Below are 20,733 nucleotides of genomic sequence, written 5' to 3' on the forward strand. Positions count from 1 at the left end.
GCGAGGAGCGACCATGAGATTCGCAATGATCCTCATCGGCGCGGCGCTGCTCGCAAGCCCCGCTGCCGCCCAAACCGGAGGCACGGCCATTCCGACCACGACGATCAGCCAGACAATCAGCCTCGGCACCGCGACGCCGGGCGGCGGCTTTCCGCTCTATGGCAACGCCTTCGCTGAGGCGATGAACGCGGCCGATCCGCAGATGTCCATCGTCCCGCGCAACACCAAGGGCAGCAACGAGAACATCCCGCTCCTGGAGAAGGGCGAGCTCGATCTCGCCCTCGTCGCGGGCGAGCCGGCCTACGAGGCCTTTGCCGGCATCGGCCGCGCCAAGGTCGCGCTGAGGATCCTCACCGCGATCTATTCCAACCCTGGCATGTTCGTGGTGCGGGCGGAAAGTCCCTACAAGACCATTCGCGATCTCGTCGGTCAGCCCGTCGCGTTCGGCGCGAAGGGCTCCGGCCTGCCGATCCTGGCGCGCTATGTGCTGGACGGGCTCGGCCTGAAGCAGAACGAGGACTTCAAGGCCGTCTATCTCGACCGCGCCGGCGACGGCCCGGCGATGGTCGAGGATGGCCGCGTCGCCGCGCTGTGGGGCGCCGGCATCGGCTGGCCCGGCTTTGCCGCTGTGGCAGCGAGCGCATCGGGCGCGCGCTTCATCGCGCCGAGCGCTGAAGAGATCGCGCGCATCCGCGCCAGGCATGGGTTCCTGAAGCCGCTCACGGTGCCGGCCGGCTCCTATCCGAAGCAGACGGAGTCGATCGCCTCGCTCGGCTCGTGGAGTTTTGTCCTCACCCGCGAGGATCTGCCTGACGATGTCGCCTATCGGCTCGCGAAGACGCTGCACGGCGTCGAGGCGACGTTCTGCAGGAAGCTCGCGCAGGCCTGCGAGACCACGGCGGAGAACACGGTCGCGGCCGCGCCGAAGGTCGAGCTGATCCATCCGGGCGTGATGAAGTATCTTCGCGAGATCGGCGTGATGAAATAACGGTCGCCTGAGGCGACTGTCATTCCGGGGCGGTGCGCAGCACCGAACCCGGAATCTCGAGATTCCGGGTCTGGTCCTTCGGACCATCCCGGAATGACGATCGCTCTAAGCGATCGTCACTTCTTCACCATCGAACACGCCGGGTCCGGCGGCCCGAACGCCTTGTCGCCGGAGATCGTGGTGAGGATCTTGTAATAGTCCCACGGATATTTGCTCTCCTGCGGCGTCTTCACCTGTACCAGCCAGAGATCGTGCACCATCAGATTGTCCTCGCGCAGACGGCCGTTGCGGGCGAAGAAATCCTCGATCGGCTTCTCGCGCATCTTGGCGGCCACCTTGAGCGGATCGTCGGTGCCGGCCGCCTTGATGGCGTTGAGATAGTGCATCACGCTCGAATAGACGCCGGCCTGCCACATCGACGGCATCTTGTTCATCTTGGCAAAGTAGCGCTTGGACCATTCGCGGGTCTTGTCGTCCATGTCCCAATAGAACGACGTGGTCAGGAGCAGGCCTTGAGCTGCCTGCAGGCCGAGGCCGTGGATGTCGGTGATCAGCGCCAGCAGCGCCGCCATCTGCTGGCCGCCCTTGAACACGCCGAACTCGGCGCCGGTCTTGATCTCGTTCATGTTGTTGGGGGGACCGGCGGCAATGCCGATGATCTTGGCCTTGGAGGCCTGGGCCTGGAGCACGAAGGAGGAGAGGTCGGGCGTTGCCAGCGGCGGCCGCACCGACCCCAGCACCTTGCCGCCATTGGCGGTGACGACGGCGGAGGCGTCGCGCTCCAGCGAATGGCCGAAGGCGTAGTCGTCGGTGATGAAGAACCAGCTGTCGCCGCCGCGCTTGACCACCGCATCCGCGGTGCCCACCGCGAGCGCGCGGGTGTCGAACACCCATTGGATCGCGTAGGGCGAGCAGAACTTGCCGTGGAAATCGGCGGTGCCGGTGGAGTGGGTGATGAACAGCCGCTTCTTCTCGTTGGCGATGTTCTGCACCGCAAGCCCGACCGCCGAGACCGGCACGTCGACGATCAGATCGACCTGCTCGACGTCGTACCAGCGCCGCGCGAGCGAAGCGCCGATATCGGCCTTGAGCTGGTGGTCGCCGATCACGACGCTGATCGGCTTGCCGAGCACGGTGCCGCCGAAATCGTCGATCGCCATCTGCGCCGCCGTCACCGAACCCTGGCCCGTCGGCGCGGAGGCGGGGCCGTTCATGTCGGTGAGCACGCCGATCTTGACGACGTCGTCGGAAACCTGCGCGGACGCCGCACCTGAAAGCAGCGCCGCCACGAAGGCGGCCGCGACCGGTAGTCCAAATCTGGTTGGATTCACGCTTGTCCTCCCCTTGAGCCGGCTCGTTGGCCGGTGTTGCGTCCGGGTATGCCCGGCCGAATTGGTTTCTTTTGCAACTATTTGGGGGCGGGCGTCAATGTCAGGCTGCGAAGCGGATCAGGCCTGCGGGCGAGGGATCGTAGCCGGTCAGCTCATCGGCGCGCTGGCGCAGGCGCCGCTCGTTCAGGAAGTGGAGCAAGGCCTGCATGGCGGGGCGGAAATAGCTGCGCTGCCGCATCGCGAGGTCGAAATTCTCCCAGACCAGCGGCACGAAATCGAGACCGGCCGAGCGCGCCGCCGCGCGCGTCGCGATGCCGCAATCGGCCTGGCCGGCGCGGACCAGTTCGGCAAGGTCCGGCCCAGTCAGGGCCGACGTTTCGATACGGCGCAAGTCGCGTGTCGAGGCGCCGGCGCGTCTCAGGAGCGCGTCGAGCAGCATCTGTGCGCCTGTGCCCTGTTGCCGCGTCGCCATCCGGGCGCCGAGTGCGAGCACGTCGATCAGGCCGTGCAGCCGCTTGGGATTGCCGTGCGGCAGCACCAGACCTGCTTCGCGGCGCACGAACGCGACCAGCACCGCATCATGCAGGTCCGGCGCGGCCCGCAGGGCTTCGATGCTGGCATCGCCGGCGAGATTGTCGGAGGCGTCCAAGGCGTGGAAGTGCACTGCCGCAGCCATCACCTCGTTGCGCTGCAAGCGCTCCAGCCCGCGCGCGCTGCCCTCGCTCATCGAGCCCAGGCCCGAGCCGGATTCGCGGAGGCTCCAATCCAGGAGTTCGTCCTGGCTACCGCCGACGACCGGCGGCGGCTCCGCGATCAACATGCCGGCCGGACGCGCGAGTCCCGACAGGACCCAGAGGTCGAGCTCGTGTCGCGGGAAGAGCCATTTTCCCGTCACCTTGGTGCAGGGGATCGCACCTGTGGTGACGAGTTCGTAAAGCTTGCGTTCGCCGAGCCGAAGGTAGTCGGCGGCTTCGCTGGTCGTCAGGAATTCCATCCTGCATTCCTATGCAAATTCTTGCTTCTTTTTGACGTCCGACGCAGGTGGAATTCTGCATTTCAATTTCTGTCCGCGGGAACCATGCCCGATCATCCCGCTGCTTTGCAACACATCCGCACGCGCGATTTCTGCTTTGGTGAACGATCCTGAATCAGTCGCTTACGCGGTGCGCCTCGGCGGTGTTGCCGAAATTTCCCGGCCGGGCCGCGCGAAAACGCGTCACGAGTGCGGCGCAATCGATCATCATCATGATCGCGTCATAGCCAAAGGGAACCCCGATCATGGGCCGCCTGTCCGTTGCATTTGCGCTTCTCTGCGGCCTTGTCGCGGGCGTTGCGGCGTCATCCGCGGAGGACCGCAGCATTGTCCTCGCCACGACCACGGCGACGCAGGAATCCGGCCTGCTCGATTATTTGCTGCCGATCTTCCGCGACAAGACCGGCATCGGGGTCACCGTGATCGCGCGGCGCGCCGACGAAGTGCTCGACGGGGCGCGACGGGGCGAGGTCGATGTCGTGCTGATGCACGCGCGGCCCCAGGAGGAGAAGTTCGTCGCCGACGGTTTTGGCGTGAAGCGCTACGACGTGATGTACAACGACTATGTGCTGATAGGGCCGAAGAGCGATCCCGCGGGTGTGAAGGGCAAGGACATCGCGACGGCGCTGAAGGCGATCGAAGCCAAGGGCGCGCCGTTCGTGACGCGTGGCGACCGGTCGGGCACCCACGCCGCGGAGCTCGCGCTCTGGATCGTCGCCGGCATCGACATCGCCGCCGCCAAGGGCGCCTGGTATCGCGAGGCCGGGCAGGGCATGGCCTCGGCGCTCGACGCGGCGCGCGCCGCGAATGCCTATGTGCTGTCGGATCGCGGTAGCTGGATCTCGTTCAAGAATCGCGGCGATCTCGACATCGTCGTCGAAGGCGACAGGCGGCTGCTCAACCAGTACGGCGTGATGCTGGTCAACCCTGCGAAGTTTCCGAATGTGAAGAAGGACCTCGCGCAGACCTTCATCGACTGGCTGACCTCGCCGGAGGGGCAGACGGCGATCGCCGGCTACAAGGTCGACGGGCAGCAGCTGTTCTTCCCCAATTCGGACAGGTCGGGCGGTTGAGGCCGGCATCGCCGGCGGTTGCCAAAGCGGGCGATGCATGGTCCATCATGCCGCATGACCCAGCGCATGCCGCCATCGCTGACGCCGCTCGACACCGCGCTCGCCGCGGTGCTGAACGGGCTCGAGCCGCTTGCAGCGGTGGAGCTGCCGCTGACGGAAGCGGCCGGCTGCATCGCGGCGGGCACGCCGCTGCTCGCGGCCTGGCCGCCTCACGACATCGCCGCCGCGGACGGCTGGGCGCTCTGGGCCAATGATCTCGTCGGAGCGTCCTCTTACTCGCCACTGCCTTTAACAAGCGTGCCTTCGTGGGTCGAGGCCGGCGAAGCGATGCCGGCGGGATCCGACTGCGTGCTCGATGCCGACGCGGTGGAGGTCTCGGGGCCGCTCGTGCAGGTGCTGGCGGAGGGCGTGCCCGGACAGGGCGTCCGGCGCGCCGGCAGCGACATCGCGGAAGGCGCACCTGCCGGCGCCGAGGGCAATCCGGTCGGTGCGGCTGATCTCCTGATGGCGCGCGTTGCGGGACTGGAGAGACTCGGCGTGCGGCGGCCCCGGCTGCGCATCGTCAACGTGCCGGACGGAACGACAACGATGCATATGATCGCCGGAATCGCGCGCGCAGCGGGACTGGATGTGGAAACGCGTCAAGCTCGTGCACGCGATGAAGCCTCGATTGCCGATGCGCTTGATGCGTCCTCGTGCGATCTCCTGCTGACGGTCGGCGGCAGCGGCGTCGGACGCCGGGACGCCGCCATCACCGCTCTGGCCCAGCGCGGTGAGGTGATGGCGCACGGCCTTGCGCTCCAGCCCGGACGCACCGCCGCGGTCGGGCGGCTCGGACCGGTTCCCGTCGTCGCCTTGCCCGGCTCGCCCGATCATGCGCTTGCGGCGTGGCTCGCGCTCGTGCTGCCGCTCGTCGACCGTCTGTCGGCGCGTCGGCCGCGCTGGCGGGTGACCTTGCCGCTCGCGCGAAAGATCGCATCCAGCGTCGGCATCGCCGAGGTCGCTTTGCTGGCCGAGGGAGATCGTGCCTGGATGCCGCTTGCCGTGGGCGAATGGCCGCTTCAGGCCATCACCCTTGCGGACGCATGGCTGCTCATCCCCGCCAGCCACGAAGGATTCGCGGCGGCTACGCCGATCGATGCCTATCTGATGCGGGAGTGACATGGGTCCTGGCATGACGATGATCCCGGAATCACCAGACCGTAGCGCGCTCGAACAGGAGCAGTTCCTCAGGATCCTCTCACGCGAGGAGGCCCTGGCGCGCTTCGAGGCCGCCTTGTTCCCGCGCGGGCTTCCGAGCGAATCGCGCAAGCTCGCTGCTGCGCTCGGTACAGCACTCGCCGAAGACATCACCGCGCCGATCGACGTTCCTCCGTTCGACCGTTCCAATGTCGACGGCTTCGCCGTGCGTTCCGCCGATCTCGCGGCGGCCGGGGAAGGTGCCGCCGTGTGCCTCGCGCTGAACGGCGAGACCATTCACTGCGGCACCGCGCCGAGGCTGCAGGTGGCGGCCGGGACCGCGACGCCGATTGCCACCGGCGGTCCGCTGCCGCGCGGCGCCGATGCCGTGGTCATGGTCGAACACACCCAGCCGGCCGGGCCAGATGCGATCGAGGTCCGTCGCGCCGTCTCGCCGGGGCAATTCGTCTCCTACGCCGGATCCGACATCGCGCGCGGCGAGGCGCTGCTGCGCGCCGGCACCATCATCGGCTCGCGCGAGATCGGCATGCTCGCGGCCTGCGGGATCGCCGAGGTCGCAGTGGCGCGCAAGCCGCGGGTTGCCGTGATCTCCACCGGCGACGAACTGGTTCAGCCCGGCCGGCCGCTCGCGCCTGCCGAAATCTACGATACCAACGGCGCCATCGTCGCAGCCGCCGTCGACGAGAACGGTGGCGAGGCGGTTTTCCTCGGTGCCGTTCCCGACGATGAAGCCAGGCTCGAAGCGGCCATGCGCCGCGCGCTGGCGGACTCCGACATGCTGGTGCTGTCGGGAGGTACGTCGAAAGGCGCGGGCGACCTTTCCCATCGCATCATCGGCCGGCTCGGCGAGCCCGGCATCATCGCGCATGGCGTTGCGCTCAAGCCCGGCAAGCCGCTGTGCCTTGCGGTGTGCGACGGCCAGCCGGTGGTGATCCTGCCGGGATTTCCGACCTCGGCGATGTTCACCTTCCACGACATGATCGTTCCGATGCTGCGCAGGATGGCCGGGCTGCCGCCGCGCTCGGACGCCAAGGTGAACGCGACCGTGCCGGTGCGCATCGCCTCCGAGCTCGGCCGCACCGAATTCGTGATGGTTTCGCTGGTCCAGGGCAGGGATGGCCTCATCGCCTATCCCTCCGGCAAGGGGTCCGGCGCGATCACGTCATTTGCGCAGGCCGACGGCTTTCTGCGCATCGAGGCGCTCGCCGACCAGATGCCGGCCGGGACTGAAGCCGAAGTGACGCTGTTCACGCCACATGTGCGGGTGCCCGATCTCGTCATCGTCGGCAGCCATTGCACCGGCCTCGATCTCGTTACCGCCGGGCTCGCGCAGGCCGGCCTGACGGTGCGCTCGATTTCGGTCGGCAGCCTCGGCGGGCTTGCGGCGGCCAAGCGCGGCGAATGCGATCTCGCGCCGATCCATCTGTTCGACGACAAGAGCGAGACCTACAACACGCCCTATCTCGTCGAGGGGCTCGAGCTCGTGCCGGGGTGGCGGCGAATGCAGGGCATTGTCTTTCGCAAGGGCGACAGGCGTTTCGAGGGCCTTACGGCAAAGGACGCCGTTGCCGCAGCGCTCGCCGATCCCGCCTGCATCATGGTCAACCGCAACCAGGGCGCCGGCACGCGCATCCTGATCGACCGGCTGCTCGGCGGTGCGCGCCCGGAAGGCTACTGGAACCAGCCGCGCTCGCATAACGCCGTGGCCGCGGCCGTCGCGCAGCATCGCGCTGATTGGGGCATGACCATTGCGCCGGTGGCCCATGCGGCCGGCCTCGGTTTCATTCCGCTGGCGGAAGAGCACTATGATTTTGCGCTGGTGAGCGCGCGCAAGGACCGGCCTGCAGTGCAGGCCTTTCTCGACGCACTCGGCTCGAATGCGGCGCGTGCGGCACTCGAGCGCGCGGGCTTCCGGCCCGCGTAGATGGGCGTCATTCGAGCAGAGCTCTGCTGCGAGATGCGGACTATCCCCCGCCAGTCCGCTGGTGCGCACGCCCCCGCTCGTCACCCTCCGCGAGCGCACGCCGCTCGCTGGGCGTCTCGAAGGATAAGCCGCATTGCTGCACCAAAGCCGACACCGCTTCAGGACGCCTCATCCAGCGCCGCCAGCCGTTCGGCCTCGGAGATGTCCTCGATCGTGTTGGCATTGAAGAATGGATCGAGCGGCTCCGCCGGCCACGTCACCGTCGCGAGCGGGTAGCGCGCGGTCCAGCGGTCGATCTTGCGGAGGTCCTCGACCACCAGCGCGTGGCGCAGCTCCTCGCGCAAGGCGATGCGCCACAGGCCGATCACCGGATGCGACTGCTGGCCCGATGCGGCGACCGCAAGCTGCGCGTTCTCGCGCGCGCGTGCCTCATGCAGCCGTGCGACGAGATCGCGCGGCAGGAACGGGCAGTCGCCGGCGGCGCTGAGCACCCATTCGACCTCCGGCCGGTTCGCCGCGGTCCAGTCGAGCGCAGCCAGGATGCCGGCGAGGGGGCCGGGAAAGCCGGGCACGTCGTCGGCGACGACTTGCAGGCCGAAGGCAGCAAAGCGGGCGGGATCGCCGTTCGCGTTGAGGATCAGCCCGCTGCACTGGGGCGATAGGCGCGCGATCACGCGCTCCAGAATGGTGCGCCCACCGATGGTCCGCATCGGCTTGTCGCCGCCGCCCATGCGCCGTGCAAGGCCGCCGGCGAGCAGCACGCCGAGGGTCGACGGAACGCTCGTTGCCGGAAACCTAGTCGTCACCACTTTCACCCTTGCGCTTGTGCCTGGCCGACTCCTCCTCGACATAGGCGAGGTTCTGGTCGTAGACGATGCGCTCCTCGCCCGCGAGCGCGATAAAGCGCTTTCCGCGGGTGCGCCCCACCAGCGTCAGCCCGACCTGCCTTGCGAGATCGACGCCCCAGGCAGTGAAGCCGGAGCGCGACACCAGGATCGGAATGCCCATGCGGACGGTCTTGATCACCATCTCCGAGGTGAGGCGTCCGGTGGTGTAGAGGATCTTGTCACCAGGCGCGACGCCGTGGCGGTACATCCAGCCTGCGATCTTGTCGACGGCGTTGTGGCGGCCGACATCCTCGGTGTAGCAGAGCGGGGTTCCTTCCCTGCACAGCACGCAGCCATGGATCGCGCCGGCTTCGAGATAGAGCGAGGGCATGGTATTGATGGTCTGCGTCATCTGATAGAGCCAAGAGGTGCGCAGTTCTGCCTTCGGCAGTGCGACGCTCTCGACCGCCTCCAGCAGATCACCGAAGGCGGTGCCTTGCGCGCAGCCGGAGGTCTGCGTGCGCTTCTTCAGCTTGGCCTCGAAATTGGTATGGTGCTCGGTGCGCACCACGACCACCTGGAGGTCGTCGTCGTATTCGACGTCGGTGACCACGTCGTCATATTTCAGCATGTTCTGGTTCAGCAGGTAGCCGAGCGCCAGATATTCCGGATAGTCGCCGATCGTCATCATGGTGACGATCTCCTGGGCGTTCAGGTAGAGCGTCAGTGGCCGCTCCATCGGCACCTTGATCTCGACCCTGGCGCCGGTCTGGTCCGTGCCGGTCACGCTCTGGGTCAGGCGCGGGTCGTCGGGGTTGGGGACGATCAGGGGCACCGGGGCTTTGTCGATCTTCATCATGGCCGTGACGTTAGCATGACATTCGGGTCAAGCCGATATAAGCATGGCTGGGAATGGGCAAAATGCCTCCGCTCGTCATTGCGAGCGGAGCGAAGCAATCCAGAATCTTTCCGCGGCGACAGTCCGGATTGCTTCGCTGCGCTCGCAATGACGGGGAAGAGGCCGGAGGTTCCATCGGCTGGCAAAGCCGTTGGCGGAGATCGAAGGGCATGAAAGTCATCGGCCTTGCAGGGTGGAGCGGTGCCGGAAAGACCACGCTGTTGACGCGGCTGATCCCGCATTTCAGCGCGCAAGGCATGCGTGTCTCCGTGATCAAGCATGCGCATCACCAGTTTGACGTCGATGTGCCCGGCAAGGATTCCTGGCGCCATCGCGAGGCCGGTGCCGCCGAGGTGTTGGTTGCCTCGTCAAACCGCTGGGCTCTGATGCATGAGTTGCGCGGGGCGGCGGAGCCGCGGCTGCCGGAGCTGCTCGGCAAGCTCTCCGCGGTCGATCTCGTCGTGGTCGAGGGGTTCAAGCGCGAGCCGCATCGGAAGATCGAGGTGCATCGCGCCGGCAACGGCAAGCCGCTGCTGTTTCCCGATGATCCCGGGATTGCCGGGATCGCGAGCGACGTCGCGATTGACACAAGGCTGCCGACTGTCCATCTCGACGACATCGCGGCTGCCGCGGCGCTGTTGCTGCGCGCGGCGATGCCGCTCGAGGAAGCGATGGCAAAGAGCGCTGCGATGCGCTGACGAGGCACCATGGCGCAACTATCGGACGATTGCTTTGCCTTCGGCGGCCCGATGATGTCGGTCGACGAAGCCGTTGGCCTCATCACAACGCGCGTCAGCGCGATTGCCGAGCTCGAGACTGTGGCGCTCGCCGATGCCGACGGGCGCGTGCTCGCGCGCGATGTGGCCGCACCTTTGCCGCTGCCGCCGTTCACCAACTCCGCCGTCGACGGCTACGCCCTGCGCAACGCGGACCTTCCGGGAAGCGCCGAACGGGCGTTCCCGCTCGACGGTCGCATCCAGGCCGGCGGCCCTGCGCAAGCACCGATCAAGCCCGGTCACACCGCGCGCATCTTCACCGGCGCGCCGATGCCGCCGGAAGCGGAGACGGTCTTCATGCAGGAGGACGTCCGCATCGATGATTCCGGCAAGATCGTGCTGCCGCCGGGACTGAAGCGTGGGGCCAATGTCCGTTCTGCAGGCGAGGACATTCCGCAAGGTCACCTCGCGCTCCGCGCTGGCCAGCGCTTGCGGCCGCAGCATGTCGCCCTTGCCGCCGCGTTCGGCCTGACGAGGCTCGACGTCGTCAGGCGCATCCGTGTCGCCGTGTTCTCGACCGGCGACGAATTGGCGTCGCCGGGCGAGCCGCGCGCGGCCTCGCAGCTGTTCGATTCCAACCGTTTCATGCTGATGGCGATGCTGCGCCGGCTCGGTTGCGAGGTCAGCGACCTCGGCATTCTGCGCGACGAGCGAACGTCGCTCGCGAGCGGCCTGAAGCGGGTCGCAGGTCACCATGACCTGATCCTCACCACCGGGGGCGTCTCGACCGGAGAGGAGGATCACGTCAAGGCGGCGGTCGAGAGCATCGGCTCGCTGGTGCTGTGGCGCATGGCGATCAAGCCCGGCCGTCCCGTGGCGATGGGCATCATCGACGGCACGCCGCTGATCGGATTGCCCGGCAATCCCGTCGCGAGTTTCGTGACGTTCGTCCATGTGGTGCGGCCGACCGTGTTGGCGCTGGCGGGTGGCCTGCCGGAGCCGCCGACGCCCATCCCGTTGCGGGCGGCGTTTACTTACAGGAAGAAGGCCGGGCGGCGCGAATATGTGCGCGCCTCGCTGCGGCGCGCGCAGGACGGTGGGCTCGAGGCGACCAAGTTCCCGCGTGAAGGGGCCGGGCTGCTGTCCTCGCTGGTCGAGACCGACGGCCTCGTCGAACTCGGCGAGGACATCACGAATGTCGAGCCGGGGCAGGACGTGGGCTTCCTGTCCTACGCCGATCTGCTCTAAAGCAGAATGGCTTCAGGTTGAATCGATCGCTGCGGCTCGTTCACCTCTCCCGCTTGCAGGCGGGAGCCATTGCTACAATCCAGCAGCTTGACGTCATCAGGCGCCTGCGGCGGCGTCTTGATCGCGATGGCCTTGACCCGACCGCTGATCGGCTTGGCGCCGCCATGCGGCGTTGTTGCCAAGGCATGCTATTGCGCCGAAAGGCCGACGGCCAGCCGACCCAGGCAGTGCTTCTCAAGCCCATTCCGCTGCTCTATGGTGCCGCCGGCCGAACGGAGGAAACCAATGAAGAACACGATTGCCAGGCTCGCCGGCGCGCTGCTGGCGCTGGCGCTCACCACCTCGCTTGCCCAAAGCAAGGTCACCATCGCGGTCGGCGGCGGCTCCTGCCTGTGCTATTTGCCGACGGTGCTGGCCAGGCAGCTCGGCGAATACGATAAGGCCGGCCTCGATGTCGAACTCGTGGACCTCAAGGGTGGCTCGGACGCGCTCAAGGCCGTGCTCGGCGGCAGTGCCGACGTCGTGTCGGGCTATTTCGACCATTGCGTCAATCTCGCCGCCAAGAAGCAGGAACTCCAGGCTTTCGTGGTCTATGATCGCTATCCCGGTCTCGTGCTGGTGGTCGCGCCCTCGCGAACCAATGACATCAAGTCGGTCAAGGATCTCGCCGGCAAGAAGGTCGGCGTCAGCGCGCCGGGATCGTCCACGGACTTCTTCCTCAAATACATGCTCAAGAAGAACGGTCTCGATCCCACCAGTGCCGCCGTGATCGGCGTCGGCCTCGGCGCCACCGCGGTCGCCGCGATGGAGCAGGGCCAGATCGATGCCGCCGTGATGCTCGATCCCTCCGTCACCGTGCTCCAGGGCAGCCACAAGGATCTGCGCATCCTCTCAGACACCCGCACCCAGAAGGACACGCTCGAGACCTTCGGCGGCGAATATCCGGGCGGCGCGCTGTATTCGACGGCGGCCTGGGTGAGCGGCCACGAGAAGGAAACGCAGGCGCTCACCAACGCGATCCTGGCCACGCTGGCCTGGATTCATTCGCATTCGCCCGAGGAGATCATGGCGAAGATGCCGGAAGAAACGGTCGGCAAGAACAAGGATCTCTATCTCGCGGCGCTGAAGAACACGATCCCGATGTACTCCGAGACCGGCAAGATGGACCCGAAAGGCGCCGATGCCGTGCTCGCGGTGTTCAGCGTCGGCTCGCCCGAGGTGGCCAACGCCAAGATCGACGTCAGCAAGACCTTCACCAACAAATTCGTCGACCATGCCAAGAAGTCCGCGGGGACTGCCAAATAGCCGACGCGAAGGCGTGGCGGTCGCCTGGTCATGACCTCTCCGGTCATTCATCGCGTCAGAACACTTGATCTTGCCGTGCGGTCGGTCGCGTGGCGGTTCGCCGAGGAGCGGCACGCCGAGATCGCGGCGCATTTCGCCGAGAAACAACGCGAGCGGCCGAAGATCTGGAACGGCCGCGTCCTGCTCGGTCGGGACGCGGTGTTTACGGACGGCCGTCTCGCCGCGACCTATTTCGAGACCGATTTCGCCAGCTTCCTCGCCTGGCGTGACTGGGGCTTTCCAGATCCGGCCGTGTTCAACGGCTTCGGCATGGGCGCGTTGCGCACGTCCGACGGCGCTTTCGTGATGGGCGAAATGGCGCAGCACACCGCCAATGCAGGTCGCATCTATTTCCCTTCGGGCACGCCCGACCTCGATGACGTCAATGATGGCACCCTCGACATCCCCGGCAGCGTCGTCCGCGAGATCGCGGAGGAGACCGGCCTGACCGCCGCGGACTACACGGCGGAGGCGGACTGGCACTGCGTCGTCAGCGGCCGCGCGATTGCAATGATTCAGGTCCTCAACCTGGATGTGCCGGGCGATGAGGCCCGCGCCCGGATCGAAGCCAATCTCGCGCGCGAGGCCGAGCCGGAATTGTCGGCCATTCATCTCGTGCGCGATATGGGCGATCTCAGACCGTCCATGCCGCGATTTGTCACGGCTTTCGTCGAGCGCCAGTTCGCCTCGCGCTGATGCGCGAGGCTTGACATCGCCGCGCTCAGCCCATGTGATGGGCAAAAAGCAAAAGCAACAAGAATGCAATGCACAATCGTCCAGGGAGGTTTTGATGCGCCTGCGCATGGCTGCCCGCTTGGTACGTGGGCTGTTGGTCGTGATATCAGCGACAGGCTTGGCGGTGTCCGCCGAGGCCCAGGAGAAGAAGCTCAAGATCGGTGTCATCTATGATCTGACCGGTCCGCTCGCCGGCGGCGGCTCGGAGCTGCAATATACCGGCGCAAGAATCATGCTGGATCAGTACAGCGCGAAGGATGTCGAGGGCTACAAGATCGAGGCGATCTATGCCGATGCTCAGAGCAAGCCGGACGTCGCCATCAATGAAGCGATCCGTTTGATCGAGCAGGAAAAGGTCGACATGCTGCTCGGCTTCTTTTCCTCGGCGCAGTGCGTGCCGGTTGCAGCGCGCGTCGAGCAGCTGAAGAAGTTCATGTGGATCACGACCTGCATTTCGTCCGCGGTGCTGGAGAACAAGAACTACAAGTACGTGTTTCGACCGCAGGCCTCCGGCGATCAGTTCGGCATGATGACGATGGACTTCATCGCGCAGAACTCGAAGGAGAAGTTGGGCAAGGATCCGAAGGACCTGCGGGTCGCCATCATCCATGAGGACGGCGCCTACGGCGTCGACGTTGCCAAAGGCAATGAAGCCGGTGCCAAGAAGGCCGGTTTCAACATCGTGCTCAGGGAAGGCTATTCGGCCACGGCCCCGGACTTGTCTGCGCTGGTCACCAAGCTGAAGCGGGCAAAGCCGGATGTGATCTTCCACACCGGCTACAATCCCGACATCACCCTGTTGCTCCGGCAAGCCCGCGAACAAGGGCTGAAGTTCGGTGCACTGGTGGGACATGGCGCCGGCTACGGGGTCTATGAGAAGCTGAAGGAAGGCCTGGGCGCCGATGTAAACTACTTCTTCAATACCGATCCGATCTCGATCTGGCTCGCCAACCAGAAGGGCATGGATCCGAAGCTGCCGCCGATCATCAAGGCGATTGGCGAGGAGTTCGACAAGCGCAAGCCGGGCGTCGCCATCCGTTCGGCTCATGTCGGCATGGCTGCGTCCAACACCTACCTGTTCCTGACCGACGTGCTGCCGCGAGCGATCAAGAAATATGGCGGCATCGATCCCGATTCCCTGCGCAAGGCAGCACTCGACACCGACATCCCCGAAGGCGGCACCATGCTCGGCTTCGGCGTCAAATTCCACGGCGAGGGCTCGCCGATGGCCGGCCAGAACGAGCGCTCGTTCCCTGTCGTGATCCAGTACGTCGACGACAAATCCTACGTTGTGTGGCCCAAGAGCCAGGCGCAGCGCGAGGCCGTGCTGCCGCTGCCGAAGGGCACCACCTACAGCAACCAGTAGCGGCGGAGAGGGGCGGTGCTGGAAGTGAACGGGCTGGTGAAGCGGTTTGGCGGCTTCACCGCCGTGAACAACGTGTCGTTCCGGGTCGATCAGGGCGAAATCCTCGGCCTGATCGGCCCCAACGGCTCGGGCAAGAGCACGATCTTCAACATGCTCTCCGGCACGCTGGCGCCGACATCAGGATCGATCCTGTTCGCCGGGCATGAGATCGCAGGCCTCGCGCCGCACCGGATCATCAACAGCGGCATCGGCCGCACCTTCCAGATCCCGCGCCCCTTCCGCCGCCTGAGCATTTTCGAGAACGTCGCGCTCGCCGGCTTCTACGGCCAGGGCCGCCACAGCCGGGTTAGAGCCGAGGAGGCGGCCGAACGCTCGCTCGCGATGGTCGGCCTGCCGACCGATCGCCACGCCAGCGTCGATGGCCTCGGCGCGGCCGGCCTGAAGAAGCTCGAGCTCGCGAAGGCGCTCGCCACCGCGCCAAAGCTGCTGCTCGCCGACGAGAGCCTCGGCGGTCTCGACGAGGCCGAGATGGATCAGGCTGCGGACATGCTGCGCAACATCCGCGACGAGCTCGGCATCACCATCATCTGGGTCGAGCACATCATGGGCGTGTTGATGCGCGTCGTCGACCGCGTCATGGTGCTCGATCACGGCGAGAAGATCTCGGAAGGCCTGCCGAGCGCGGTCGCCGGCGATCCGCGCGTCATCGAGGTCTATCTCGGCACCGATGCCGAGACTACGCAGGCCGCGGCCGCCGAAGCGCGCCGCCGCGCGGGAGGCTAGCCGATGCTGGAGCTTCGCGCCGTCAATGCCGGCTATGGCACCTTCCAGGCGCTGTTCGACGTCAATCTCGACGTGAAGGCCGGAGAAGCCGTCGGCGTCATCGGCCCGAACGGCGCCGGCAAGACGACCCTGATGCGCGTCATCTCCGGCCTGATCCGCCCCTCGCGCGGCTCGGTCCGGATGGAGGGTATCGACGTCGTGGCCACGCCGGCGCACAAGATCGTCAGCCTCGGCATTGCGCATGTTCCGGAGAACCGGCGGCTGTTTCCGCGGCTCTCGGTCGACGACAATCTCAAGATGGGCGCCTTCATGAAGGAAGCGCGCGGGCACTATGCCGAGCGGCTCGAGGTCGTGTTCGACCTGTTTCCGCGCCTGAAGGAGCGCCGCCACCAGATGGCTGGAACCATGTCCGGCGGCGAGCAGCAGATGTGCGCGATCGGCCGGGCGCTGATGTCCAATCCAAAGCTCCTGCTGCTCGACGAGCCCTCGGCGGGGCTGGCGCCGGTCGTGGTGCAGCAGGTGTTCGAGCTCGTGAAGCGGATCCGTGCCAGCGGGCTGACCGTGCTGATCGTCGAGCAGAGCGTGCAGCAGGTCCTGAAGGTGGTCGACCGCGCCTATCTGATCGAGGCGGGCGCGATCCGCGCGTCCGGCACCTCGGCCGAGATGCTGGCGAGCGACACGGTCAAGGAAGCGTATCTCGGGGTGTGAGGGGGCATGCAGGCATTTCTGGACGTCTTCGACATTTATCTGCTGGAGGCCGTGATCAACGGCATCCTGCTCGGCGGCGTGCTGGCGCTGCTCGCGCTTGGCCTCAACCTGATCTTCGGCGTCATCGACGTCACCTGGATCTGCTACGCCGAGCTCGTGATGATCGGCATGTACGCCATGTACTTCATGGTGCAGTATTACGGCGTCAGTTATTTCGTCGCCGCACCGCTCACCATCCTGCTGGTGGCCGTTCTCGGCGCGGCGCTGCACTATCTCGTGATCGCGCCGCTGCTGACCGCGCCGCCGATCAACCAGTTGCTCGCGACCGGCGGGGTGCTGTTCGTGCTCCAGAGCTTTGCCACCGTCGCCTTCGGCATCGACTTCCGAAATCTCGGCATCCGCCTGCCGGTGCTCGCCTTCGGCGACATGAACTTCAGCTACGCACGGCTGCTATCGTTCGTGGCGGCGCTGGTCGGCATGGTCGCCGTCTATCTGTTCATGACGCGCACCTTCACCGGCACCGCGATCCGCGCCATCTCGCAGGACCGGCAGATCATGGCCTTGATGGGCGTCGATGCCAGGCGGATCTATCTCATCACCTCGGCGCTGGGCGGCGCGTTGGCCGGGCTCGCCGCCTGCCTCCTGGTGCTGCAATATGACGTTCACCCCTTCGTCGGCCTGTCCTTTGGGCCGATCACCTTCCTGATCTGCGTGCTCGGGGGCCTCGGCAACTTCATCGGCGGCTTCATCGCCGCCTTCGTGTTCGCCGAGATCATCTCGCTCGGCGGCCTGTTCTCCGATCTCGAGTGGGGCTATGTGCTCGCCTTCGCCTTCTTCATCGTCATGATGTTCATCCGGCCCGCGGGCCTGCTTGCGAGGCGCCGATGATGGGGCAGGAGCGGCTTGCAGCCTGGGGAACAGGCCTGGCGGCGCTGATCGCGCTGCCCTTCGTCTATCGCGATCCCTATCATCTGCACATTCTGGTCCTGATCCTGATCTGGTCGTTTGCCTACACCTCCTGGTCGATGATGGGGCGGTTTGGCCTCGTTTCGCTCGGCCATGGCGGCTTCATGGGGATCGGGGCCTATGTCACAGCGCTGCTCTGGAATCATCTCGGCCTGTCGCCCTGGATCGGCATTCCCATCAGCATGATCGCGGCCGGCGCGCTGGCACTGATCGTCGGCTATCCCTGCTTCCGCTTCCGCATCACCGGGCACTATTTCGTGCTGGTGACGCTGGCGCTGTCAGGCATCGTGCTCCAGGTCATCACCGCGACGCGCGACTACACCGGGGGCTCGCTGGGCTACACGCCGAACCGGGCATCTAGCAACAAGCTGCTGGCGCTGCAATTCGATGACAAGACGACCTGGTACCTGATCGCGCTCGGAATCTGGCTTTTCGGCATCGTGGTCTGGCACTGGGTCGATCGCAGCATGGCTCGCTATGCGCTGGAGGCGATCTCGGAGGACGAGGACGCCGCTGCCGCGGCCGGCGTCGATGTCACCGCGCAGAAGCTGAAGATCACGCTGCTCAGCGCGCTGATGACGGCGCTCGCCGGCGCGATCTACTGCCAGTACCAGATGTTCATCACGCCGGACACCGTCAGCGGCATCGCGGTGTCGCTCCAGATGGTGTTCGCTGCCATCGTCGGCGGCCTGTTCGTCTCGCTCGGCCCGACCGTCGGCGCCATCATCACCATTCTGCTCGCCGAGACCTTGCGCATCGGCTTTGGCACCAGGGCGGTGGGCTGGGACAACCTCGTCTACGGCGTGCTGCTCGTGCTTTTCATCATATTCCTTCCCAAGGGCATCCTTGGTAGCTTGCTCGACCGATTGAAGCCGCAACGCAAGGTGCCCCGCGCTCATGAGCAAGAAGCCGTCCAAATCGCTCGCCCAGGAACTTGACCGCTATATCGCGCCATTCCGCCACGATGGTTCGGGCAAGTTTCATCTCAAGGACCACAAGACCGACGAAAGGGGCGATCTCGACAAGGAGAAGGCGCTGGCGATCCTCGACTCGAACAAGAAGCGGCTGATCGAGTTTCAGGAGAAGCTTTACGCGCAGGACCGCTGGTCGCTCCTGATCGTGTTCCAGGCGATGGACGCCGGCGGCAAGGACTCTGCGATCAAGGCGATCTTCGAGGGCATCAATCCGCAGGGCTGCGAGGTTCATGCCTTCAAGGCGCCGAGCAGCAAGGAGCTCGATCATGACTTCCTCTGGCGCCATATGATCGCACTGCCCGAGCGCGGGCGCATCGGCATCTTCAACCGGTCCCACTACGAGGAATGCCTGGTGACGCGCGTACACCCGGAGATTCTCGCCAAGGAGAAGCTGCCGCAAAGGCTCGTGACCAAGCACATCTGGAGGGAGCGGTTCGAGGACATCTCGGCCTTCGAGCGCTATCTCTGCCGCAACGGCACCGTGGTGCTGAAATTCTTCCTCAACGTCTCCAGGGAGGAGCAGCGCAAGCGCTTTCTCGAGCGGCTGGAGGATCCGGCCAAGCAGTGGAAGTTCTCCATGGACGACATCAAGGAGCGCGCGCTGTGGCCGCGCTACCAGGCGGTCTATCAGGACATTGTCCGCCACACAGCCACGCCCCACGCGCCCTGGTACGTCGTGCCCGCCGACCATAAATGGTTCGCCCGCGTCGTCATCGGCTCGGTGATCAACGCGGCGCTCGAAAGGCTCGACTTGCGCTTCCCCCGCGCCGACAAGGCCTCGCTGGAAGAGTTCAAGCAGGTGCGCCAGGCGCTGGAACGCGAAGGAAAGGGAAAGCGGTGAGGCGGCCCCCGGCTCGATGCCGGGCTTTGACCGGGAGCGAAATTGCTCTACCCTCGATCCGCCGTGCACCGTCTCCGGAATCGAGGTTTGCCGTGTTGAAGTCAGTTCTCGCCGTGTCCGTGCTTGGCATGTCCCTTGCCGCGTTCGCGATGAGCGCACCCGCGTGCGCCCAGACCTACGACCCACGCGCGCCGGTCTGCCTGCACGTCTTCGGCGAGCTCGAGGGCGAGCGGATGGATTGCATCTTTCCCTCCTTCGCCCAGTGCCAGGCCGCTGCGTCGGGGCGACCGGCGACCTGCCTGACGAATCCGTATTTCGCGCAGGCCTCCGAAGTGCGGCCGGCGAGAACCGGCAGGCGTGTCCGCTGAGCTGATTGCTCAATATCCGCGAGCCCACCAGTAGCAGAAGCGCTCCACATTGGCGGGAAGGCCGGTCTCGTAGTTCGCCCATTTGGCGTATTTCGGCAGCTTCACGTCCTTCATCGCGGTGTCGAAGCACGTGCCGGCGTCCGCCGCCTTCTTCACCTCGGCGGAGAGATCCTCCATGTAGGCGATGTCGTCCTCGACGTCCTTCTTGGTGCCCAAGCGGCCGCCGGCATAGGGATGGCCGGGGATCATCCGCTCCCAGTCGAGCGAGGCGAGCTTCTTCAGCGAGGCGATATATTCCAGCGGCGAGGCGTTGTCGGGGATGTTGCGAAACTGGACCTGCTCGATCGGCGCGAAGTCGACCACGAAGACGAGCTTTTGCTTCGGCAGCCGCATCACCAGCGAATTGTCGGAATGGTTGCGGCCGACGTAGTTCAGCTCCAGCGTGGTGCCGCCGAGCGTGATGCTCTTCCTGTCATCCACCACCTGATCCGGCATCACCACGTCCGCGAGCAGGGATTTCTGCTTCTTCAGCTCGAGCAGGCGCTCCCTGGTTCGCCGGTGCGCGATGAAAGTCGCGCCGAGATCCTTGAAGGGCTGGCCGCCGGCGATGTGATCGTAGTGATGGTGGCTGTAGATGACGTATTTGATCGGCTTGTCGGTGACCGCCTTGATCGCGTCGATATAGGGCTTGGCGGGACGCAAATAGGAGATCGGATCGGTCGCGATCACGCCTTGCGGCGTCACCACGAACATCGCCTGATGGCCGCCATAGCGGAAGATGTAGACGTTGTCGGTGCCGTCGACCTTCCTGGTGGACGTCTGCGGCGCGTTCTGTGCGAATGCCGATCCGGTGACGAGGACGGCGAGCATGGCGATGCAAAATGGTGCTTTCATCTCTGGCTTTCCGGAAGGGAACGAGGGCGACAGAGGCGATATTCCCTTCGATACAAACGCTGCCGTCAGGGATTTATTCCGCCGCCGTTACGGGGCCAATCTGTCGCGGGAACGGTGCGGAACGCGTCTTCAATTGTGATTTCAAAGCCTTTGATCCGGCTTGACAGTTTTGTGTCGCAGGAGGACCATGCCAAGGGTCGCAAACAAGCGACACGCAAACGTCCATCTCATGAGCAAGGGGAGGTCTATGACGCCACCTCCGCAAATCCAGCCGCGTTAATTGCGATGGAGCTCGTTCGGACTATCGCATAGCGGCGGAAACCGCGAACGGCACGCCGGGACAAGGTTTAGCGGGCCGCATCAGTGAGGCAAGGCCCCTACCTTCCCGGCGCTGTATTTTGCATCATTTCGATCGCGTCGGATGGCCGTGACGAGGCCGTCGCGATGAAGACGTATGACATTCTGCTTTCTGCTGACATTCTGCTTTCTGCCGTCTTCCTCCTCGCCGTCGGTTCG

Annotated in this window: 21 protein-coding genes; 15 read left to right on the forward strand and 6 right to left on the reverse strand. The window is 65.5% G+C overall.

The genetic code is table 11. From position 1 onward, the window contains the following. The first annotated feature begins 13 nt into the window (after positions 1 to 13). The gene (locus XH87_RS01045) at positions 14 to 988 is read left to right on the forward strand and encodes a TAXI family TRAP transporter solute-binding subunit (RefSeq protein WP_271585837.1); all 975 of its coding nucleotides are present in this window, start codon (positions 14 to 16) and stop codon (positions 986 to 988) included. Positions 989 to 1,104: 116 nt separating this feature from the next. Here the strand turns inward: XH87_RS01045 and XH87_RS01050 are convergent, their stop codons facing one another. The 3 genes from XH87_RS01050 to XH87_RS01060 form a co-directional block, all read right to left on the reverse strand. After that, a complete protein-coding gene (locus tag XH87_RS01050; protein ID WP_271585838.1) occupies positions 1,105 to 2,319 on the reverse strand; it encodes an ABC transporter substrate-binding protein in 1,215 nt (404 codons plus the stop codon). A 100-nt stretch (positions 2,320 to 2,419) separates the two neighbouring features. Then, positions 2,420 to 3,313, reverse strand: coding sequence for a helix-turn-helix transcriptional regulator (locus XH87_RS01055; protein WP_035705705.1), 894 nt, complete (start codon positions 3,311 to 3,313; stop codon positions 2,420 to 2,422). A 154-nt stretch (positions 3,314 to 3,467) separates the two neighbouring features. Further along, a complete protein-coding gene (locus tag XH87_RS01060; RefSeq protein WP_271585839.1) occupies positions 3,468 to 3,599 on the reverse strand; it encodes a hypothetical protein in 132 nt (43 codons plus the stop codon). On the opposite strand from XH87_RS01060, the gene XH87_RS01065 reads away from it, so the two are divergent. The 3 genes from XH87_RS01065 to XH87_RS01075 are packed head-to-tail and all read left to right on the forward strand — an operon-like array spanning position 3,598 to position 7,549. Beyond that, on the forward strand, positions 3,598 to 4,425 hold the full coding sequence (locus XH87_RS01065; RefSeq protein WP_158671146.1) for a substrate-binding domain-containing protein: 828 nt from the start codon (positions 3,598 to 3,600) through the stop codon (positions 4,423 to 4,425). The two genes, XH87_RS01060 and XH87_RS01065, sit on opposite strands and share 2 nt — an antisense overlap. Before the next feature lie 54 nt (positions 4,426 to 4,479). Further along, positions 4,480 to 5,586 carry a molybdopterin-binding protein gene (locus XH87_RS01070; protein ID WP_271585840.1) on the forward strand — a complete coding sequence of 369 codons (1,107 nt, stop codon included), beginning with the start codon at positions 4,480 to 4,482 and terminating at the stop codon, positions 5,584 to 5,586. 1 nt (position 5,587) lies between these two features. After that, entirely contained in the window at positions 5,588 to 7,549 is a 1,962-nt protein-coding gene (locus XH87_RS01075; protein WP_271585841.1) for a molybdopterin biosynthesis protein, read from the forward strand. 158 nt (positions 7,550 to 7,707) lie between these two features. On the opposite strand, the gene mobA is transcribed toward XH87_RS01075, so the two are convergent. Both mobA and XH87_RS01085 read right to left on the reverse strand, forming a co-directional pair. Then, on the reverse strand, positions 7,708 to 8,364 hold the full coding sequence (gene mobA, locus XH87_RS01080) for a molybdenum cofactor guanylyltransferase MobA (protein WP_442868229.1): 657 nt from the start codon (positions 8,362 to 8,364) through the stop codon (positions 7,708 to 7,710). After that, the gene (locus XH87_RS01085) at positions 8,345 to 9,235 is read right to left on the reverse strand and encodes a formate dehydrogenase accessory sulfurtransferase FdhD (RefSeq protein WP_271585843.1); all 891 of its coding nucleotides are present in this window, start codon (positions 9,233 to 9,235) and stop codon (positions 8,345 to 8,347) included. The genes mobA and XH87_RS01085 overlap by 20 nt, the downstream gene beginning before the upstream one ends. 209 nt (positions 9,236 to 9,444) lie before the next feature. Here XH87_RS01085 and mobB point away from each other — a divergent pair, with 209 nt between their 5' ends. From mobB to XH87_RS01140, 11 genes are all read left to right on the forward strand, one after another. Beyond that, positions 9,445 to 9,972 carry a molybdopterin-guanine dinucleotide biosynthesis protein B gene (gene mobB, locus XH87_RS01090; RefSeq protein ID WP_158668874.1) on the forward strand — a complete coding sequence of 176 codons (528 nt, stop codon included), beginning with the start codon at positions 9,445 to 9,447 and terminating at the stop codon, positions 9,970 to 9,972. A gap of 9 nt (positions 9,973 to 9,981) precedes the next feature. Continuing rightward, positions 9,982 to 11,238, forward strand: a complete 1,257-nt coding sequence (locus XH87_RS01095; RefSeq protein ID WP_271585844.1) for a molybdopterin molybdotransferase MoeA — start codon at positions 9,982 to 9,984, stop codon at positions 11,236 to 11,238. Positions 11,239 to 11,523: 285 nt separating this feature from the next. Beyond that, positions 11,524 to 12,543 (forward strand): ABC transporter substrate-binding protein, encoded by a 1,020-nt coding sequence (locus XH87_RS01100; protein ID WP_271585845.1) that lies wholly within the window; start codon positions 11,524 to 11,526, stop codon positions 12,541 to 12,543. A 30-nt stretch (positions 12,544 to 12,573) separates the two neighbouring features. After that, positions 12,574 to 13,278 carry an NUDIX hydrolase gene (locus tag XH87_RS01105; protein WP_271585846.1) on the forward strand — a complete coding sequence of 235 codons (705 nt, stop codon included), beginning with the start codon at positions 12,574 to 12,576 and terminating at the stop codon, positions 13,276 to 13,278. Between the two features lie 94 nt (positions 13,279 to 13,372). Further along, a complete protein-coding gene (locus tag XH87_RS01110; RefSeq protein ID WP_271585847.1) occupies positions 13,373 to 14,683 on the forward strand; it encodes an ABC transporter substrate-binding protein in 1,311 nt (436 codons plus the stop codon). A gap of 15 nt (positions 14,684 to 14,698) precedes the next feature. Next, positions 14,699 to 15,466: an ABC transporter ATP-binding protein gene (locus XH87_RS01115; RefSeq protein WP_158668871.1), complete on the forward strand. Its 768-nt coding sequence runs from the start codon at positions 14,699 to 14,701 to the stop codon at positions 15,464 to 15,466. 3 nt (positions 15,467 to 15,469) lie between these two features. Then, positions 15,470 to 16,174 carry an ABC transporter ATP-binding protein gene (locus tag XH87_RS01120; protein ID WP_158668870.1) on the forward strand — a complete coding sequence of 235 codons (705 nt, stop codon included), beginning with the start codon at positions 15,470 to 15,472 and terminating at the stop codon, positions 16,172 to 16,174. Positions 16,175 to 16,180: 6 nt separating this feature from the next. Next, a complete protein-coding gene (locus XH87_RS01125; protein WP_158668869.1) occupies positions 16,181 to 17,062 on the forward strand; it encodes a branched-chain amino acid ABC transporter permease in 882 nt (293 codons plus the stop codon). Continuing rightward, entirely contained in the window at positions 17,059 to 18,078 is a 1,020-nt protein-coding gene (locus XH87_RS01130) for a branched-chain amino acid ABC transporter permease (protein WP_271585848.1), read from the forward strand. The genes XH87_RS01125 and XH87_RS01130 overlap by 4 nt, the downstream gene beginning before the upstream one ends. Further along, positions 18,038 to 18,955, forward strand: coding sequence for a polyphosphate kinase 2 family protein (locus XH87_RS01135; RefSeq protein WP_271585849.1), 918 nt, complete (start codon positions 18,038 to 18,040; stop codon positions 18,953 to 18,955). The genes XH87_RS01130 and XH87_RS01135 overlap by 41 nt, the downstream gene beginning before the upstream one ends. A 92-nt stretch (positions 18,956 to 19,047) precedes the next feature. Beyond that, positions 19,048 to 19,323 carry a DUF3551 domain-containing protein gene (locus XH87_RS01140; protein WP_271585850.1) on the forward strand — a complete coding sequence of 92 codons (276 nt, stop codon included), beginning with the start codon at positions 19,048 to 19,050 and terminating at the stop codon, positions 19,321 to 19,323. A gap of 9 nt (positions 19,324 to 19,332) precedes the next feature. Here XH87_RS01140 and XH87_RS01145 read toward each other — a convergent pair whose 3' ends face one another. Next, positions 19,333 to 20,217: an MBL fold metallo-hydrolase gene (locus tag XH87_RS01145; protein ID WP_271585851.1), complete on the reverse strand. Its 885-nt coding sequence runs from the start codon at positions 20,215 to 20,217 to the stop codon at positions 19,333 to 19,335. Positions 20,218 to 20,733 lie beyond the last annotated feature (516 nt).

Source organism: Bradyrhizobium sp. CCBAU 53415, from assembly GCF_028128735.1.
GTDB lineage: Bacteria > Pseudomonadota > Alphaproteobacteria > Rhizobiales > Xanthobacteraceae > Bradyrhizobium.

Bases quoted from the DNA above. Each gene is read 5' to 3' on its own strand.
- XH87_RS01130 (WP_271585848.1), top strand. From the start codon at position 17,059: ATGATGGGGCAGGAGCGGCTTGCAGCCTGGGGAACAGGCCTGGCGGCG.
- XH87_RS01070 (WP_271585840.1), top strand. From the start codon at position 4,480: ATGACCCAGCGCATGCCGCCATCGCTGACGCCGCTCGACACCGCGCTC.
- XH87_RS01145 (WP_271585851.1), bottom strand. From the start codon at position 20,217: ATGAAAGCACCATTTTGCATCGCCATGCTCGCCGTCCTCGTCACCGGA.
- mobB (WP_158668874.1), top strand. From the start codon at position 9,445: ATGAAAGTCATCGGCCTTGCAGGGTGGAGCGGTGCCGGAAAGACCACG.
- XH87_RS01075 (WP_271585841.1), top strand. From the start codon at position 5,588: ATGGGTCCTGGCATGACGATGATCCCGGAATCACCAGACCGTAGCGCG.
- XH87_RS01060 (WP_271585839.1), bottom strand. From the start codon at position 3,599: ATGATCGGGGTTCCCTTTGGCTATGACGCGATCATGATGATGATCGAT.
- XH87_RS01055 (WP_035705705.1), bottom strand. From the start codon at position 3,313: ATGGAATTCCTGACGACCAGCGAAGCCGCCGACTACCTTCGGCTCGGC.
- XH87_RS01105 (WP_271585846.1), top strand. From the start codon at position 12,574: ATGACCTCTCCGGTCATTCATCGCGTCAGAACACTTGATCTTGCCGTG.
- XH87_RS01085 (WP_271585843.1), bottom strand. From the start codon at position 9,235: ATGATGAAGATCGACAAAGCCCCGGTGCCCCTGATCGTCCCCAACCCC.
- XH87_RS01110 (WP_271585847.1), top strand. From the start codon at position 13,373: ATGCGCCTGCGCATGGCTGCCCGCTTGGTACGTGGGCTGTTGGTCGTG.
- XH87_RS01120 (WP_158668870.1), top strand. From the start codon at position 15,470: ATGCTGGAGCTTCGCGCCGTCAATGCCGGCTATGGCACCTTCCAGGCG.
- XH87_RS01135 (WP_271585849.1), top strand. From the start codon at position 18,038: ATGAGCAAGAAGCCGTCCAAATCGCTCGCCCAGGAACTTGACCGCTAT.
- XH87_RS01045 (WP_271585837.1), top strand. From the start codon at position 14: ATGAGATTCGCAATGATCCTCATCGGCGCGGCGCTGCTCGCAAGCCCC.
- XH87_RS01065 (WP_158671146.1), top strand. From the start codon at position 3,598: ATGGGCCGCCTGTCCGTTGCATTTGCGCTTCTCTGCGGCCTTGTCGCG.
- XH87_RS01095 (WP_271585844.1), top strand. From the start codon at position 9,982: ATGGCGCAACTATCGGACGATTGCTTTGCCTTCGGCGGCCCGATGATG.
- XH87_RS01100 (WP_271585845.1), top strand. From the start codon at position 11,524: ATGAAGAACACGATTGCCAGGCTCGCCGGCGCGCTGCTGGCGCTGGCG.
- XH87_RS01125 (WP_158668869.1), top strand. From the start codon at position 16,181: ATGCAGGCATTTCTGGACGTCTTCGACATTTATCTGCTGGAGGCCGTG.